General features: G+C 40.8%; 16 protein-coding genes. 6 read left to right on the top strand and 10 right to left on the bottom strand.

Annotation, left to right across the window (positions count from 1 at the left end; translation table 11 throughout):
• The first annotated feature begins 5 nt into the window (after nucleotides 1-5).
• Entirely contained in the window at nucleotides 6-722 is a 717-nt protein-coding gene (locus CLW00_RS11685; RefSeq protein WP_146131414.1) for a hypothetical protein, read from the top strand.
• Nucleotides 723-859: 137 nt separating this feature from the next.
• Complete coding sequence (locus CLW00_RS21270; RefSeq protein ID WP_146131415.1) at nucleotides 860-1,087, top strand: hypothetical protein; 228 nt, start codon at nucleotides 860-862, stop codon at nucleotides 1,085-1,087.
• A gap of 51 nt (nucleotides 1,088-1,138) precedes the next feature.
• Here CLW00_RS21270 and CLW00_RS11690 read toward each other — a convergent pair whose 3' ends face one another.
• The 5 genes from CLW00_RS11690 to CLW00_RS11715 all read right to left on the bottom strand — a co-directional run bounded on the left by CLW00_RS11690 (nucleotide 1,139) and on the right by CLW00_RS11715 (nucleotide 5,976).
• Complete coding sequence (locus CLW00_RS11690) at nucleotides 1,139-1,828, bottom strand: Spy/CpxP family protein refolding chaperone (RefSeq protein ID WP_106133865.1); 690 nt, start codon at nucleotides 1,826-1,828, stop codon at nucleotides 1,139-1,141.
• Nucleotides 1,829-1,845: 17 nt separating this feature from the next.
• Nucleotides 1,846-2,178, bottom strand: a complete 333-nt coding sequence (locus CLW00_RS11695; RefSeq protein WP_106133866.1) for a hypothetical protein — start codon at nucleotides 2,176-2,178, stop codon at nucleotides 1,846-1,848.
• The gene (locus CLW00_RS11700; RefSeq protein WP_106133867.1) at nucleotides 2,162-2,656 is read right to left on the bottom strand and encodes an RNA polymerase sigma factor; all 495 of its coding nucleotides are present in this window, start codon (nucleotides 2,654-2,656) and stop codon (nucleotides 2,162-2,164) included. The genes CLW00_RS11695 and CLW00_RS11700 overlap by 17 nt, the downstream gene beginning before the upstream one ends.
• Nucleotides 2,657-3,026: 370 nt before the next feature.
• The gene (locus CLW00_RS11710; RefSeq protein WP_106133965.1) at nucleotides 3,027-4,427 is read right to left on the bottom strand and encodes a purine-cytosine permease family protein; all 1,401 of its coding nucleotides are present in this window, start codon (nucleotides 4,425-4,427) and stop codon (nucleotides 3,027-3,029) included.
• Nucleotides 4,428-4,569: 142 nt separating this feature from the next.
• The gene (locus CLW00_RS11715) at nucleotides 4,570-5,976 is read right to left on the bottom strand and encodes a sugar porter family MFS transporter (protein WP_106133869.1); all 1,407 of its coding nucleotides are present in this window, start codon (nucleotides 5,974-5,976) and stop codon (nucleotides 4,570-4,572) included.
• Nucleotides 5,977-6,147: 171 nt separating this feature from the next.
• Here CLW00_RS11715 and CLW00_RS11725 point away from each other — a divergent pair, with 171 nt between their 5' ends.
• The 3 genes from CLW00_RS11725 (at nucleotide 6,148) to CLW00_RS11735 (ending at nucleotide 8,494) form a co-directional block, all read left to right on the top strand.
• Nucleotides 6,148-7,209 carry a ThuA domain-containing protein gene (locus CLW00_RS11725; RefSeq protein ID WP_106133871.1) on the top strand — a complete coding sequence of 354 codons (1,062 nt, stop codon included), beginning with the start codon at nucleotides 6,148-6,150 and terminating at the stop codon, nucleotides 7,207-7,209.
• A gap of 117 nt (nucleotides 7,210-7,326) precedes the next feature.
• Nucleotides 7,327-7,464, top strand: a complete 138-nt coding sequence (locus CLW00_RS21530; protein ID WP_211300191.1) for a hypothetical protein — start codon at nucleotides 7,327-7,329, stop codon at nucleotides 7,462-7,464.
• 178 nt (nucleotides 7,465-7,642) lie between these two features.
• Nucleotides 7,643-8,494 (top strand): sugar phosphate isomerase/epimerase family protein, encoded by an 852-nt coding sequence (locus CLW00_RS11735; RefSeq protein WP_106133873.1) that lies wholly within the window; start codon nucleotides 7,643-7,645, stop codon nucleotides 8,492-8,494.
• Between the two features lie 13 nt (nucleotides 8,495-8,507).
• Here CLW00_RS11735 and CLW00_RS21660 read toward each other — a convergent pair whose 3' ends face one another.
• The 5 genes from CLW00_RS21660 to CLW00_RS11755 form a co-directional block, all read right to left on the bottom strand.
• Nucleotides 8,508-8,861 (bottom strand): alpha/beta fold hydrolase, encoded by a 354-nt coding sequence (locus tag CLW00_RS21660; protein ID WP_245917251.1) that lies wholly within the window; start codon nucleotides 8,859-8,861, stop codon nucleotides 8,508-8,510.
• Nucleotides 8,862-8,886: 25 nt separating this feature from the next.
• Nucleotides 8,887-9,309: an alpha/beta fold hydrolase gene (locus tag CLW00_RS21665; protein WP_245917253.1), complete on the bottom strand. Its 423-nt coding sequence runs from the start codon at nucleotides 9,307-9,309 to the stop codon at nucleotides 8,887-8,889.
• Between the two features lie 542 nt (nucleotides 9,310-9,851).
• The gene (locus tag CLW00_RS11745) at nucleotides 9,852-10,676 is read right to left on the bottom strand and encodes a sugar phosphate isomerase/epimerase family protein (RefSeq protein WP_245917255.1); all 825 of its coding nucleotides are present in this window, start codon (nucleotides 10,674-10,676) and stop codon (nucleotides 9,852-9,854) included.
• Nucleotides 10,677-10,828: 152 nt separating this feature from the next.
• Nucleotides 10,829-11,278: a nuclear transport factor 2 family protein gene (locus CLW00_RS11750; protein ID WP_106133874.1), complete on the bottom strand. Its 450-nt coding sequence runs from the start codon at nucleotides 11,276-11,278 to the stop codon at nucleotides 10,829-10,831.
• An 82-nt stretch (nucleotides 11,279-11,360) separates the two neighbouring features.
• Complete coding sequence (locus tag CLW00_RS11755; RefSeq protein WP_106133875.1) at nucleotides 11,361-14,528, bottom strand: PVC-type heme-binding CxxCH protein; 3,168 nt, start codon at nucleotides 14,526-14,528, stop codon at nucleotides 11,361-11,363.
• Nucleotides 14,529-14,910: 382 nt separating this feature from the next.
• Here CLW00_RS11755 and CLW00_RS11760 point away from each other — a divergent pair, with 382 nt between their 5' ends.
• Complete coding sequence (locus CLW00_RS11760) at nucleotides 14,911-17,292, top strand: DUF1549 domain-containing protein (protein WP_170073216.1); 2,382 nt, start codon at nucleotides 14,911-14,913, stop codon at nucleotides 17,290-17,292.
• Nucleotides 17,293-17,296 lie beyond the last annotated feature (4 nt).

Raw genomic sequence — 17,296 nt, forward strand, 5'->3', positions numbered from 1 at the left:
AGGCAATGCAAAAATTTATCTTTCGTAGAAGCGGATTTTGGTTGGCTATTTTCTCAGCTTTCGCATTATTTGGATTTTGGCGTTCCTATTTTTCTGTATTGGAAAAAGGACATGACTTTTTTCAGCATTTTCATGGGATCAGCATGAGTATTTGGTGCTTGATGCTCGTGTCACAAGCCCTGCTGATTCGATACAAAAAAAACCAAATTCACCGATACATGGGAAGGGCTTCTTTTATAGTTTTCCCTATAATGATTCTTTCCACATTTCTGATTACTCACCATAGCCTATCCGATACGAATTCATCAGATATGCGCAGCCTATATCAATTGGCCTTGATGTTTAATGCCACTGTAGCGCTTATAGCCATTTATACTATGGGAATCTGGAATAGAAAAAGCCCCCAACTACATGGTAGGTATATGTTCTGCACCATTTTCCCCATGTTCACACCCATTACCGATCGGATTATTTTCAATTACTTAAAACCTTTGGTTCCTTACGCCCCTACCATAGATGGTGGTCCTGTTGTTCCTTTTTATGGTTTTCTACTCGCAGACCTATTGGTGATAGTCTTGGCGATTTGGGATTATAAAAAAACGGGTCGAAAAGATGCTTTTCTTATTGTACTCGGGATTTTAATGCTTTACCATATTTCAGTCTTTACCTTTTACAGGTTTTCCTTTTGGGAAGGTTTCAGTAAGTGGTTTTTGCAATTATAATATTTATCCCAGGTCAAGGTTAAACAAAAACGACAAACTTAATTTAGTTTAATTTTAAATTATTGTTTATCAGTATATTACTGTAACAATATCATCCTACACGGGTATAACTATAGGAAAACCAAAAGTAAACAACCATGAAACAAGTATGTTCGAATTGCAATTATTGGGAGCCTCAGGCGCCAATCGTTGCCAAAAAAGAAAATTACGGAGAGTGCAATAAATTGAGTCACGTCGAATCGAAAATGGACCCTGATTATATCATTCCGGTTTTGAATGATGGAAAACCCTTGGATCCTAACACCAAAAATATAGAATTTATCACTGGTGCTAATTTTGGTTGCAATCAGTTTGCAAGCGCTTAAAGTTTTAACACAACCTACACTCAAAAAAGCCCGGCAATCACCGGGATTTTCTTATTCTTCAAAGTTAAAATCAGTTCCTTTTTTCAGGGTCATGATAATTACGCCGTTTTTACCCTCTTCACCATATTCATCAACAGCAGTAGAACCTTTCAATACCTGCATGCTTTCTATGGAATTGGGGTCTATATCGCTGACGCTAAAAACCTTCTTCTTCTTCCCGTCTTGCTTGATGATATAAATTGGTTGCGCTACACCTGAAGTAGTCACAGATACAACCCCTTTTTTTCCGTCTCCAAAACTATAACCATTAAGTCCTTGGACGCCTGTGACACCTCTTAAGCGAGTCACTGAACCTTTCACCTGATTTAATTCTATTTGCTGACTTTCGGTAAGTTCATTTTTGATTGCCACCAAAGTAGTAAGCTGCTTTTTTTTCAGTTGGTTTTCCAAAGAAAGCACGAGATCCATTTGTTTTTGAACAGCTTCCTGTTCTATTTTTTTGGCTGACAGCATAGTTTTCAGTTTGGAATTGGCGTTTTCCAGATCCCATTTGAGTGTACTGAAATCTCCAGCATTTTGACTATGGATATTTTTAATTTTTTCAGCCTGTTGGTCTGTCAGAGAAATCTTATCTCTGTTTTTCATCACCAAATCCGCAGAGTAAAGGGATTCCTGAAACAAATCCTGGGCATTGCCTTGGGCAATGATCAGAAAGAGACAAATTGAGAGCAATTTTTTCATGGTATATAATAGTTGGTTTAAAATTCCGTCAATAATGAACTGCTGGGAGCTTCCCAAACATCCAAGCTGGATTTGGTTTCGATGACAAAACGCTGTTCCTGATTTTCATCTTCCACAAGGGTGATGATGACCATATCACTTTCAAGTGCATATTCAGTTTCATTGGAAGTCATCAGCCAAAACCCCATCAAGAATGCAGCGGCAATGCCCACAGGTAGCCATTTCCAAATGTTTGAATTGGTTTTCCTTTTATATTTAAACTCAGGGATTTCAAGCCTTTTGTCTTTTTCTTTCCATTCTGAAAAAAACAGCTCCAACTCCTTTTCTTCTATATTATCCCGCTTGTTCATGAGCTTTTTTATTTAGAATCAATGTTTTAAGGTTTTTCTTAGCCCTGTCGTAATGGGTCCTCACTGTACCGATGTGAATCCCCATTACTTCAGCAGATTTTTCCAATGTCAAGCCATGGTAAAACACCAATAGCATTACCTCTCTCTGTTTTTCAGGAAGCATTTGGATTAATTTTTCATGACTACCAACTGTTTCTTCCGGCTCCTCTTCAATTATCAAATCCATACTTTCTTCCAAAGGAAATAAGTGGTTTTCTTTTTTGAAGTTTTCGATTGCAGTATAGCGAATCACTGCAAACAACCATGTCTTGGTACTGGACTGTCCATTAAATCTGGCTTTACCTTCCAGAATCTTCAAGTAGACCTGTTGGAGAATATCCTCCGCCAGGCACGCATCAAAATTACAGCACTGTCTGGCCCAGATATAGGCTTCTGCATGCAGTTCTTTGATAACGTTTTCCAGTTGGTTTGGCTTCATATACACCCATTAGTGTCAAAATTCAGAGGATATATGACAAGAAAGCAAAATATTTTGTACAAAAATAAATAATGTGCTAATCCCAACCTCAGGTAGTATCCCAACTCCATAATTTTTGGGATTTTGTTCAGGTTTTGGTTCATGATTTCGGGATTCACTATACCAGCTAGTGACAATATACCCAAAGCCCCTAAAACCACTGGAGGGTCATAAAGGTAAATTTCATTTTCATGGGCTTCAGGTTGGATAGCAATTGGAAGATATATCCCGTCTTTGATTCTCTTTGGAAGAAAAGAAGATTTGAGACTTTTACTTGAATATGTATTAGTATTTCAAATTAGAGACGGAAACCCTATTAGGTAATTCGAATTCAATTTTTCTGAAATACTTTGCTGATCAATAAATATAAAACACCACAGGCAAGCCATGCCGGAAGGGTAAAAAAGGACAAAAACACCCCATAGTACCAAGCCAATCCAAAGAAGACTGCCATCGGAATCAACCAAGCCAACAATACGGCCCAATTGAATTGAACCTTAAATAAAGCTGCATAATTTTTTTTCAACCCAAATTTTTCTGCCAAATAGTGCTCAAAGAAAATCACTGCACCGACCGGTGCCAATATAAAACCATACACTGCTACAAAATCAAGTAATTTCATGGCAAAGGCGGGAAATAAGCCTGCTATGGTTGCAATCCCACCAGTAACCAAAGTTACCTTGACTGTTGAGCTTTTAGGAAAAATGGCCTGAAAAGCCAACCCAGCCCGGTAAATGGTTGGGTTGGCTGTAGTCCATCCTGCCACTAAAACACAGAGCAAACCTGCCACACCTACCACTTCATAAGCCAAGGGACCGGGGGCAACTGGAGGAACTCCTCCACTTGCAATAATGGCCGCAGCCTCTGGGCTCTTTAAGTAAAGTGCAAACATCAAACACGCCGAAATCCAAGCCATAAAATGACCTACATACATACCTGCTGCTGTCGTCCATCCTACTGAATTTTTATCTGCATAACGCAAAACGGAAAGGTCAGACATCCCCAAATGCATGGCAGCATTACAAAACCAGGCAAAAAAAAGGACATGCCAGAAAGTGAATTTGATCTGCCCTGGAAAAGGCTCTGAACCTTCCCCCCATACAGCCCAAAGACTACTCCAAGAATCTACTCCCAACCGACTGGCTGCTACAATTCCCGCTATGAGAAAAACCGCAATCATAAATGGAGCAGCCCAATTGGAAAATTTCGCCACCGTATCATACCCTCTGGCGGCGACTACCGAGATTACTGCACCTACTCCCAACACTACCAGGACCCAGGACATACTTGTTGGAATCGTATCGGTCAAAGCGGGCATGGGCATATCAAAGGGAATCCCCACCGCTGTGGCAGATACGGTAATCATGGCTCCAGCCAAAAAACAGAATAGCAGTCCATTGGCCAGGTTGTAACCTGTCACCAGTTTCTTACCTGCGATTTTTTCCAATTTATAATATAGCGTCAACCGCTCGGCTGTTGCAATAGGCGTGGTCACATACCTCCAAGTCAGTACAGCCAAAAAATTCCCCAAAAGCAATCCAACAATCAGGTCAAAAGCAGAAACTCCCGCTGTCAGAAACAAGGGGCCAATTACAAACTCTGTCCCCGCTGCATGCTCCCCCGCATACATGCCAAGAAATCTTTTCCAGCTTTTATGATGACTGGAAGGGACAGGTTGGCGTTCAAATTCACCGGAAGTATTTGATACCTCCTGCATAATGGCTTTTTCCATAGGTTGAATTGGGATTGAGTTGAAAAATACAAAAAATCCTTTTGGAAAGGTATCCTGTGTTATCCTGTAAACAGCAAATGAAACAATAGAGAAATCCCTGTTAAATCTGCAACACTCCGTAAAAACCAACACAGATTTATCTTCATTTACGAATAAACTGCTTTTCAATCGCTTCAAGCGTTTTACCTTTGGTTTCTGGCAAGACCATTTTCAAAACAACAAACCCAAGCAAGCAAATTAAACCATATAGCCAAAAATTATTGGCCCATCCCAAGCTTTCCTTGATGGTTGGAAAACTGAAGATCAAGGTGAAATTACCTACCCAATGTGCTAAAGCTGCAATAGACATTGCCGCTCCTCTCACTCTTGCCGGAAAAATTTCTGACAGCACCACCCAAAGCAAAGGAGCCAGGGTGAAAGAATAAAACATCACATTGGCCAATACTAAAAACACCACCACAAAACCCCCTATCTCATGATAAAAGGTCAGCCCAATCAATAGGTACAAAAAAGCCATGGAAGATGTCCCTATCAATAATAACTTCTTTCTTCCAAATTTATCAACGGTAAAAATGGTAATGAATACTGAGAGCACCATGACAGAACCTACGACCACAATATTTAACATCATTTGCTTAAGGCTATAACCCGCAGCCTGAAAAATATCAGCCGCATAGTAAATGACCACATTTACCCCGCTCCATTGTTGTAGAAAGGAAAGAAACACGCCAATACCGATGATTTTCAGGATGTTTTTATGGAACAAGTCCTTAAAATTTACCCGTGAAAGTTTTTCCTTTGAAAGGGTGGTATTTATTTCAGAAATTGATAATTCTGCATAAAACTCTCCACCTATCTTGGTCAATACTTTTTTGGCTTTTTGGACTTCTTTGTTCTTTACCAACCACCTGGCACTTTCAGGTACAAAAAACATCAGGACAAAAAAGAAGAAGGCTGGAATAAACTCTGCTGCAAACATCCACCTCCAAGCATAATTGCCAGCCCAACTTGACGCTATCTGATCAAATGTAGCACTATCCGGTAGCTCTTTATCAATCAAAGAAATCTGCCAGTTGATCACTTGGGCCAATAAAACCCCAATCATCACCAACAACTGGTTGAAAGTAACCAGCATGCCTCTCTTTTCCGGAGGGGCAATCTCAGCTATGTAAAGCGGGGAAAGGTTGAGTGCTATACCCATTGCCACACCTCCCATTATCCTATGAAAATTAAACCACCAAAAACTGTCTGACCATGCCGTGCCAAGCGCAGAGATAGAAAAAAGTAAACCGGAAAAAATCAAAAGTTTTTTCCTACCTAACTTGTCGCTAAGCCAAATGCATAATGTTGCACCTATCATGCAGCCAATTAAGGCAGAACTTGTTCCCCAACCCTGTTGGCTAGGAAGCGTGATGTTAAAATAGGGCTCATAGAAAGGCTTAGCACCTCCGATGACTACCCAATCATACCCGAATAGAAACCCACCCAGGGCAGCGGTCAAACTAATTAACCAAATGTATCTTTGATTGTACTTGATGTCGGTGCCCACAAATCAGAAGTCTAAGCTTAAATTACGTTTTGAGGAATTAATAATTTGGCAGTTTGAAATTAAAGTAATGGTTTTAGAAATTTTTAAGGAAATTATTGGTACAAAATATTTTTATTATCTAGCTTTTAAAAATAATTGGAAAAATATTATTTACAACAGCCTTTTTAAAATATGAAGGACATTCCCACCCATCAACCAAAATATTTACAGAAACTCATTTTTCTCCTGGTCAAACCCTTACTCAGTTTATCCCTTTTTGCTTTGATTGGGTTCAATTGCATTGCACAGGAAGGAGTGACGTGGTTACGATTTGTAGGCTTATCAGGTCCAGGAAAAGATAAACATATTGTCTTGATCAGCGGTGATGATGAATACCGTTCAGAGGAAGGCATGCCCATGCTTGCCAAACTACTTTCCCAACATTATGGATTTACCTGCACTGTCCTATTTCCTATAGATCCTGAAACAGGCCATATTATCCCCTCCTATCAGAATAACATTCCTGGTTTGGAAAATCTTGAAACTGCTGATTTAATGATTTTGCTTACCAGATTTAGAGAATTGCCAGATGAGCAAACCCGATTTTTCCACAATTACCTTATGGCAGGAAAGCCCATTATAGGTTTGCGAACTGCTACTCATGCCTTTCATTATGAAAAAAACAAAAACAGCCCTTACGCAAAATATCATTGGATGGGTAAAGAAGCAGGTTGGGAAGGTGGTTTCGGACAGAAAATTCTTGGAGAAACATGGGTCGCCCATCATGGTGACCATGGTACAGAAGGGGCCAGAGCGCTGATAGATGGACTTTCCCAACAAGAAAAGCATCCCATCCTGAGAGGAATTAAAGATATCTGGGTAGCCTCTGACGTTTATACGGTAAAGAATCTTCCTAAAGAAGCAGAGGTGTTGATTTATGGTGTACCTACTTCGGGAATGACACCAGAATCTCCTATTAACTGGGAGAAGTCTATCATGCCTATGGCCTGGACCAAAGATTACCAGATTGACGGCGGTAAAAAGGGAAGAGTTTTCACCACTACAATGGGAGCTTCGGTAGACCTGATCAATGCTGATTTGAGAAAACTTATCGTAAATGCTGTTTTCTGGGGACTGGATATGCCAGAGAAAATTACAGAGGATATGAATGTATCGATAGTAGGCAAATATGAACCGTCTATGTTCGGTTTCGGAACTTTCCGTGAAGGAATGAAAGTGGAAGATTTTAAGTGATTTAAAGGAGAACTGCGTCATGCTGATCCCGATTCGGGGAAAGCCAATAAATGATAGATTTTAACAGAAATAGAACCCCAAGAGATCCCTCTTGCCTCGGGATGGCAAGAACTCGAAATGAAGAATATACTCATCATGCTTCTCCCGATAGCCATTGGGAGAAGCATCTCTAAAGGTGCAGGAAATGATAGATCTATCCATAAATGGTTCCACTTGAAATCCTTCGTGTCTACCAATGACGGGTTTGTAGGGTAAGTCACACTGAGTGAAGCGAAGAGTCTCCGTCCTTTGACAGTAGGAGATCCTTCACTACGTTCAGGATGACGTTCACCAACTGTCATTCCCTTTCTGTAAATGGCTAATTTTAATTACTCCAGATGACAAAAACTAAGGGTATCGGAATATATAAAAAATTAACAAACCAAAAACAACAATGAACAAAATCGGATTCAATGTCTTGGCTTGGTCGGCAAGCATGTCAGAGGACCTCAAACCAATCTTGGACAGACTGAAAAAGATCGGCTATGATGGGGCTGAATTTTTTGTCGGCTCAGATGATGTAGCAGCTTATAAGCGCATCGGAAAGCATTGCGAAAATATCGGACTGGAAGTCACTACTGTATGCGTGCTTAGCCCTGAGGAAAACCTGGTCAGTCCCGAACTTGACATTCGCCAAAAAGGCCTAGAAAAAATCAAATGGATTATAGACCGTTCCCACGACCTTGGGTCGCAGGTTTTGTGTGGTCCTTTTCATTCGGCATTTGCCACTTTTTCAAAGGCTGCCCCACAGGATATTGAATATGCCCGAAGTGCAGAAATCCTCCACCAAGCAGGTGATTATGCTAAAGAGGCTGGTATCTTATTGACTCCAGAAGCCCTCAACCGGTTTGAATGCTACCTTTGCAATACCATGGAACAACTTTCCCATTTGTTGAAAAACACTAATCATCCCAATGTGAAGGCCATGTTTGATACCCACCATGCGAATATGGAGGAAAAGAAAATGGGAGATGCCATACGCAAGATAGCACCCTACCTTTCCCACTTTCATATCAGTGAAAATGATAGAGGGACACCCGGATCAGGGCATATTCCTTGGGACGAAACTTTTGCCGCTCTGGCTGCCATCAAGTACAAAGGCTGGTTGACCATTGAGGGTTTTACCCGTAACGATCCGGATTTCGCCAATTCTATAGGGGTCTGGAGACAGTTTTCAGAACCATGGGAGATGGCAGAAAATGGATATAAGTTTATAAAGGAAATGGGAGAAAAGCATGGGCTTTAAATTCAAAACATGATCAACCCTGACTTTCCAACCAATCCCTCACTCTCTCATTAAAATCCTCCAGGTTTTCCCAATGAAAAGCATGACCGCTTTCCGGGTAGATATGTAATTTGGAATTGGTGATGGCTGCGGCAACTTCCTTGGTCATCCACAGAGGTGTAAAGACATCTTCCTCTCCACCTAAAACAAAAGTCGGACAAGTAATTTCATTTAACTCCTCAAGCACAGAATGTCCCATACAAGCTTCTGCTTGAGCTTCCAGACCGATCAATGGCTGGGGATTGGGATCCAAGGCTGCATTTTTACGGTCTTCTAGCAGACCGGCATGAATATCCTTATTATCCCAAGAGCGTTTGGAAAAAATCAACAATTGAATGTAAAGGCTGAATTCCTCAGGTTTCAGCCTTGCATACTTTCATGTGTTGAAAAATAGCTTTAGCCGTATTGTCACATCGAGCCCAAGGACACATCAGCACCAACGCTTTAATCCTGCTTGAAAAATGAATTGCCAACTGTTGGGCGATGATACTACCCATTGAGACGCCCACCACCTTTACAACCCCCAAACCAAGGTGATCCAAAACCTCTATGCAATCCTGTGCCATCTGAAGAGAAGTATAGGGCCCAGCAGGTTTATCGGATTTCCCAACTCCCCTGTTGTCTACCAAAATACAGCGAAAGGATTTTGCCCAATGGTCTACATGCTTCTCCCAAACTGATCCCGGTGCAGTGATTCCCATAATCAAGAGCAAAGGTTCTCCTGAGCCTCTTTCTTCAAAGTAGATGTTGATTCCGTTGGTGTTTATTGTTGGCATGTTTTTGTATATTTTTATCTAATTCAAATAATGCGTCTGAGAACTAAAGACTTCGATATTCGAAATTCATCATTCCTTATTCGAAATTAAGAGATGAGTACTACTAATAACATTTAAATCTATAATAACTTTGCCTTGTCACTTCGATCCCGATGGGAGAGAGGTCTGTAGCCCACCTTCATGTCATTCCCCTTTTGTAAATGCCAATTTTCTCCACTTAGAATGACGGCAAACCAAGTTTTGTCCCTCAAAAACATCAATCATCTCACATTTCTCCATATAATATCTCTCCTATACTCTGGGCAGTCTTTGATTCTTGATTTTTACACCTAGTCAGATGTCTCCTGACGTCGACATGACAAGGAGAAGTCTCTTTCATTCTTTTAACTTTTCTGAATACAAACAGCTTTATAGGTGTTGGTTCTTTTTTCTTGGCTCTTGGTTCTTTTTTCTTGGCTCTTGGTTCTTGGTTCTTGGTTCTTGTCTCTCCCTTTTTGCCTCTTGTTTCTAGGTTCTTGGCTCTTGGCTCTCGCCTCTCGCTTCTAAACCAGCCCCGGCACCAAAACCTTATTCACCCACTTCCCATCATGTAGCGTAACAAAATCCGGGTCTTCAAGTGCTTCCTGACCTTCATCCTCGCAGATAATCCAGCCTCCAAACCCAATATCTTTGAGCCATTGGGTAATTCCGAGTAAATCCACTTTTCCATTTCCCATCAGCGTAAACTCAGGATTTCCGTCCCAGTCTTTGTAATGCACATGGTTGATAATAGACTGGTATTCCTTCATTTTGGCAAGAGGATCCATGCCTCCGTTGATGATATGACCCACATCAGGACACCAACCGGTAACGGAAAGATCTAAACTTTCCAGAATCACTTTATAATCTTCCTCTGTTCTGGTAATGGAGGTATGTGGGGAATTGGGATGGAAACTACTTTCGACTCCTTTTTCCTTTGCCCTGCGGGAAACAGTGTTCACTATATCCGTCAGGCTTTTTCTCCTTTGAACCAAGTCATGACGACCCGTTGGAATCTGAACAGTACACAGCACTGAACCCGGAAATCTCTTGAGCAAATCAATGGCATTGTCAGCTACTTTCCGCTCTTCTTCTGTCTCATCTTTCCCATTCCAGTCCAAAGCCAGTGCAACAGCAGCCAATTCAATCCCTTGTTCTTTAAGTTTTTCCTCCAACAAAACCGGATCAGAAAGTTTGCCCATCCATGAAAAAATAGGCTGAATTCCTGTAAAACCTGCTTTGGAAATGATCTCGATCATATGCCCCAATTGATCCTTATAGGTCTCTCCGTTGTTGTTCATATACCAAGTATAAACTTCAGCGCCGAATTTGAATGGAAGGTTTTTCATTTTATGTTTTAAGTTTTTTGCAATTATTTTTTTACCAAGGTTGGCAATAGTCTTTGCACACTTGGATTGATAGTCAAGACCCTTTTTAATGGTGGGAGAGTCGCCCATGTTCGTGTCTTCACGAACATGGATTTACAGTAAGAACAGGTTTTTCATTTCAACTCCTCATCCGGAACAGCCATGGTATGATTGGCCAAGAGCACATACTTCCCTTTCACTTTGGAATATGTTCGCATAAAATGATACGTCACCGGACTTGGTCCTCTGTCCACTACCGTAAATCCACTTACAACTCCTGTTTTTCCCAAAATCACTACAGTTTGGTCACGGGAAACTCTGCCCTTGGTATTATCAGTCTCTCCATCCTGAATCCGCTTTGCCCTGGCTATCACAGCCTCCTTTCCGTCAATCAGACTGGCATGGTTGTGAACCCATATAAAATCCTCAGCCAACAGATTCTCCAAAAACCCCATATTTGACTCCAAAAGTGCTTTTTCCCAGTCAAGATCCAATTCTAAAAGTTTCTGATGGTCAGGTGTCTGTGCTACAGATATGAATGTCAGTAAGCAAAGTATAAAAGAGGTTACGATTGATTTTTTCATGGTTTTTCCCTCATTTAATTATGTATATCCTTATATCGCCGAAGGCATATATCTATTTTATATCGCAAAGCATATATCATTATTATTTCTCCATAGGATGTTCCTTCAACAACTCAGCCGGTGAATAAAACCCCTTCCTATCAGCCACCTTAGCCCTTACTTCTTTTACTTTTTCAGGACTGATAGCAGAGGCCTGATTACCAAAGGAATTTCTCACATAAGTCAATACCGCGGCAATCTCATTATCATTAAGCATTCCCTCATAAGGTGTCATGGGTACTTGACCGGGATATTCCCTACCCAAGACTTCAATAGGCCCCATTAAACCTTTTAACACCAATTTGATAAGCCGTTCCTCACTTCCTAAAACCCATGAAGTACCAACTATTGGGGGGAATAATGATGCCGAAAGTCCCCTTCCATCAGGTTGATGACAGGTACCGCAAAATCCATCTCTATTGTATATTTCTTTGCCGATGTTAAACAACTCCAGGTCTCCACCTGCTAAATTGGATTTAATAGCTTCCTCTTTTTTCTCCCTGACAGTTAAGCCATTGATATGGGCAACCGCAGCCTCGTGGGCGTGAACCATCCAACCATCCAAAGGCATTTTTTCAGCCTCAGACAAAATAGGCAAAGCTTTCTCCCTCTGTAGCCAGGATGCCGCTACGATGGCTTCAAGTCTTACCCTACCGTGTTCGTCTTTAACAGCCTCCATTAATAATTGATCCTGATCTTTGACTTGATGGCCAGTATACCTCAATACCCTCACCGCAGCTGACCTAGCCCTGTAATCCTTGGCTTGAAGTAATTGTCGAAGCAAATCCTGATCGACTTTATTCAATCCCCAAGTCACCCACAATGCTTCTGTCAAATAGTGTTCATACTGGGTATCACTTTGATCCAGATTGGTAGTCCATTTTTTAATAGCTGATGTAACCTCATCAGCATTCCTTCCCCTCAATTCTCTTCTTGTTCTATACCGCGTTCTGAATTCCGGCAGCTTCAAATTACCCAATAGTTCCGGGATACTGGCCTTATCAATTTTGGCTGGAGTTACCAAAGGTCTAGAGGGATAGGTAATCCTGTAAACCCTGCCATGTACGTGGTCACGAAGTGGGTCTCTTGCATTGTGCTGCATGTGACCGATAAGGACATTGTGCCAGTCGATAAAATACAAAGACCCATCAGGAGCAAATTCCATATCCACTGGCCTGAAATTCCTATCTGTCCCTTTTACAATGTCATGTCTGAACTTGGTGGTGAAACCTGTTCCTTCATCTATCATTTGATGTTGTTTCATACCTAAAAATCCGATGGTATTGGCAATCAACATATCGCCTTGCACTTCATCTGGAAAATGCCTGCTGGACACAAATTCCAATCCTGAAGTTGGGCGCACCCTTTGGGATTCTTCTATCAGGTTCTCGGATTTATGAGTGGCTTCCCCATACCTTGGCAAAACAGAACCCGGCATCATCCACCTCACATCAGGACCAGAAGTTTCTGCATAGAAATTCTGACCCCAATCATCAAACGCTATACCCCATGGATTTGGAATTGCCAGTTGTGCGGTTCTTTCCAAATGACTTCTGATAGGATTAAATCTGTAAAAACCCCCGTTGGTTGCCCTTACAGGTCCATAAGAGGTTTCCACATTTGTATGCAAAAACACCCCCTCTCCCATATAAATGGCACCAGACGGATCTGCTGCAAAAGCCGAAATTACATGATGGGTATCATGGTCATCGAAACCGCTAAATATTATTTCAACCTTATCCGCTTTGTCATCACCATCAGAATCTATCAAAATTTTTAAATTTGTGCCTTGTGAAACATACACCCCTTCAGGGGCAATCTCAAAGCCCATAGGCAAATGAAGGCCTTCCGCAAAGATCGTTTGTTTGTCTGCTTTGCCGTCTCCATTTGTATCTTCCAGAATAATGATTTTATCATTTGGTTTACTGTCACCAGGCTTGTAATGCGGGTAACTTGGACAAGTGGCAACCCAAAGCCGTCCCTTATTGTCAAAACTCATCTGAACAGGATTTGCCATATCCGGAAATTCAACCTCAGAAGCAAAAAGCTCTATTTTATATCCTTCAGCAATAGTCAAGGTATTTAGGGCGTCTTCTCCATAAAGATATTCCAAACTCCCATTTTGTTGGGGGTTGAAATTGGTCTGAACGGGAGGTAGCTCTCTTGTATTTTTATCCGCAGCAAGCAAATCCATTTCCTCACCTTTGGCAGCCTTCCATATAGCCTCATCTCTAATTTCAGTCATCTGCCGAATTTTCTCCAATTCAGCAGGGTAGTTGTCAGGCCCAAAAGGCTTATAACGTCTTCCATACACATGGACACCATTTGGCGATTTGTAATCACTGTGCCACATCCAGTTTTTTTCATTGACCATTTTATGAATCAATTGCCGATGCTCCTCAGCATGTGTTTTTACTTTACCAAAAACTTCATCTGCCAATAAAACAGCCAGTTTTTTATATCCTTCCTCATTCATCTGTGAACCATCGATGGTCAAAGGTTCTTTAGATGATTCGTACCATTTTTTAGAAGGTTCAAAAGCATCTACGAAAAGAACTTCATTCTTTTCTGACACTTCTTTAATCGCTTTTGTGTAAAGTGCCAGATTTTCATTTTCCATTTTGCCATCTGGTAAATCCTTCAAAGCAGACAGATTTTCAAAAGCTACAGGTGAAATGATGGCTAGTTTAGGTGAATACTTCCCGTTATATTGTTGGTGAAGTGTGTGTTTGATAAATGCATCCAACTCAGCTTTGAAATTTTCCAGCCCGTCTTTTCCTTGGAAGGACTCATTGTATCCAAAAAATGCCAATATGATATCTGCCTTATGCCTGGTTAACCATTCATCCGGGGATTCAAAATGCCCTTGGCTGTCCGAAAAATTGGCCAGCTCAGTCTGAAACTCTTCAGCTCCTGGAAAAGCCCAAGGAGATTCTCTGCCAGAATGAGGACGGAAACCTGGGGTATTGCCTCCATCACACATGTTGCGGATATACAATAAACTATCCGGATATCTGACATGCAATTCCGTTTCAAAAAGTCCATAATTCATCATTCTTGATCCCAGATTATTCCCTACAAGCATGATGTGGTTCTCTTTACTAAAGTCGATTGTATCTCTTTGGCTGCACTGAAAGAAAATGATGGAAATAACAATGCTCACCAGAATGGTCAGTAATCTGTTTACAGAGTATCTGAAGGTATTCTTCATTATTTTGGGTTAGAAAGTAAGGCTTTGGTATAATTTCACTATTGACGACGCCATATTCATTAAATATTGCTCTTAATCTTCATATGACCCATCCTGTAGTATACTGCATGAGCTGCAATCAATTGGTTTTGGAATTTAAGTAGAAACCATTAAATCGAAAAGACATTGAGGGCTAAGGGTTAAAAAAAGAGCTGTAAGGACTCTTGATGCTATATAATGCTATAGCTTAAACACTATTTTATTTCAACCTTCAAATAAAGAATTTATAGATGAATAGAAACAGCACAGGTATGTACAGGATAGTTATTTACAGAAATCTTATGATTATTAAGTAATTAATCAATTATCTCCTCCCCCCTAAAATGGACTTAAATAACCGATAATGTTAGAAAATTTCTGGTTTTGGCAATTCCTCGGTAGACTTCATCCAATGGTGGTCCACTTTCCGATTGGACTATTGATTTTTGCTGCTTTGCTGGAGCTTTTTACTATTGGAAAATATGATTCCAAACTCAGGCCTGGAATCAACGCACTTATTCTTGGGGGTACCCTTTCAGCATTAATTGCAGCATTTTTTGGATGGCAACTTGCAACTAACGAGAATATTTCAGGAGAATTATTGGAAAAACACCAACTTTTTGGTTTTACCACTGTGGTAATTAGTTTGTTTTTACTTTGGATTTGGAGCCGAATAGAACTGAAAAACAAACAACAGAACATCAAATTCTATCGGATAATCCTTTTTGTCAGCACTTTGGGTATTGTGATCACCGGACACTTAGGGGCTTCCCTGACACATGGAGAAGATTTCCTAAGCAGTACCTTACCTTGGAATATGGATAATTCTCCCTACCAACCTGGAAATTTTGATTTGGCCCATTATGATTTGGAAGAAGGTTTACTTCGTCCAGATGCTGAATTGAAATTAATCGGCGAAGTAAGGACCATTTTTGCGCATAACTGTTACAAATGCCATAGTGGTGCTAAGACCGAAGGAGATTTAAGGTTAGATACCAAAGATCATGTATTTAAAGGAGGAGAATCAGGGGAGGTTATCCTTGTTGGGAGCCCTCAAGAAAGTGAGTTGATAAGAAGGATTACACTACCACAAAACCATAAAGATATAATGCCCGCCAAAGGCAGGCCCCTAAGTAATGAAGAAATTGCAATTCTCACTCTTTGGGTAGAAAAAGGAGCTCCCTGGCCGGAAAATGCAAGCATCCCAAGTATTTACAGGGTAGCTGAGCTAGCGCCTAGAAAACCCAAATTACCCAAAAACTCGATTGGACTGGAAAATCCAGTTGATTTATTTGTAGATGATTATTTTCAAAAAAAAGGTCTAGAATGGCCCCAAAGCATCGATGATAGAACATTTCTAAGAAGGGTATATTTTGACCTTGTTGGGTTAATACCTACCCAAGAAGACTCTGAAAAATTTTTAAAAGAACAAATACCGGAAAAACGATTGGCAGTCATCGAAGACCTTCTGCATAGAAATGATGATTATGCCATGCACTGGCTTACCTTTTGGAATGATATTTTAAGAAATGATTATACCGGAACAGGATACATTACAAACGGCAGGTATAATATCACAGATTGGCTCTACCAATCCCTTCATAAAAACAAACCTTATGATGTTTTTGTCAAAGAGCTGCTCAATCCTGATGAAAAGTCCAAAGGATTTATTGAAGGCATTCGCTGGCGTGGTACTGTCAATGCCAGTCAAAGAACAGAAATGCAGGCTGCACAAAATGTAGGTCAGGTAATATTGGGGCTTAACCTCAAATGTGCCTCCTGTCATGATAGTTTTATTTCAGATTGGAAACTGGATCAGGCCTATGCTTTCGCCAATATTTTTGCTGATACAACTTTGGAGGTGAGTCGGTGTGAACAGCCAACCGGGGAATTTGCTTCCACCAAAATTCTTTGGGAAGAGTTGGGAGAAATTGACAGTCTGGGTACCCGAGCGGAGAAACTCAGACAACTTTCTGAAAACCTTGTTCAGCCAGCCAATGGCAGAATGTACAGGACCATAGTCAACCGTATCTGGAAACAAATGATGGGAAGGGGAATCGTGGAACCTGTAGACGAGATGGACAATCTCCCTTGGAGTCAAGACTTATTGGACTGGTTGGCTTCTGAGTTTGTGGATAGTGGTTATGATGTCAAAGCATTGATTCACCAAATTGCCACTTCCAAAATATACCAGTCGGCTTCTTCAGGAATAAAAAGCCCTGATTTACTCCAATCTGAGGATTACGTATTTACAGGAATGACCAGAAGAAGGTTGACAGCAGAGCAGTTTTCAGATGCTGTTAGTCAGGTAATCCATCCTGTATTTGATAAGCAAGAACAAAAATACAACCCTTTTGAATTGGCTAAAATTGAGCAAGCCAAACCAGGATTTGTACGGGCTTCTTTGGTAGCCAACAATGGATTCCTTACCGCCCTTGGAAGACCCAATAGGGAAATTGTGGCTACAAGTAGAGATTCTCAGGCAAACTTACTCCAAGCCCTTGAATTGACCAACGGAGAAAAACTGTTCGAAGTACTTGAAAAAGGGGCCATTCTTTGGAAAGAAAAACATGTCCGAGGAGATATCATCTCAGAGGAATTTTACAAGGAAATACTCTTAAGAAAGCCTTCCCAGAAAGAATTGCAAATAGCCAAAGCAGCATTGGGTGAAACACCAACGACAGAACAAATTCAGGATTTTTTTTGGGCGGTATTATTACTTCCGGAATTTCAGATAATTTACTAAACGA

Origin of the sequence: Mongoliibacter ruber (assembly GCF_003003005.1) — a bacterium.
Lineage (GTDB): Bacteria > Bacteroidota > Bacteroidia > Cytophagales > Cyclobacteriaceae > Mongoliibacter > Mongoliibacter ruber.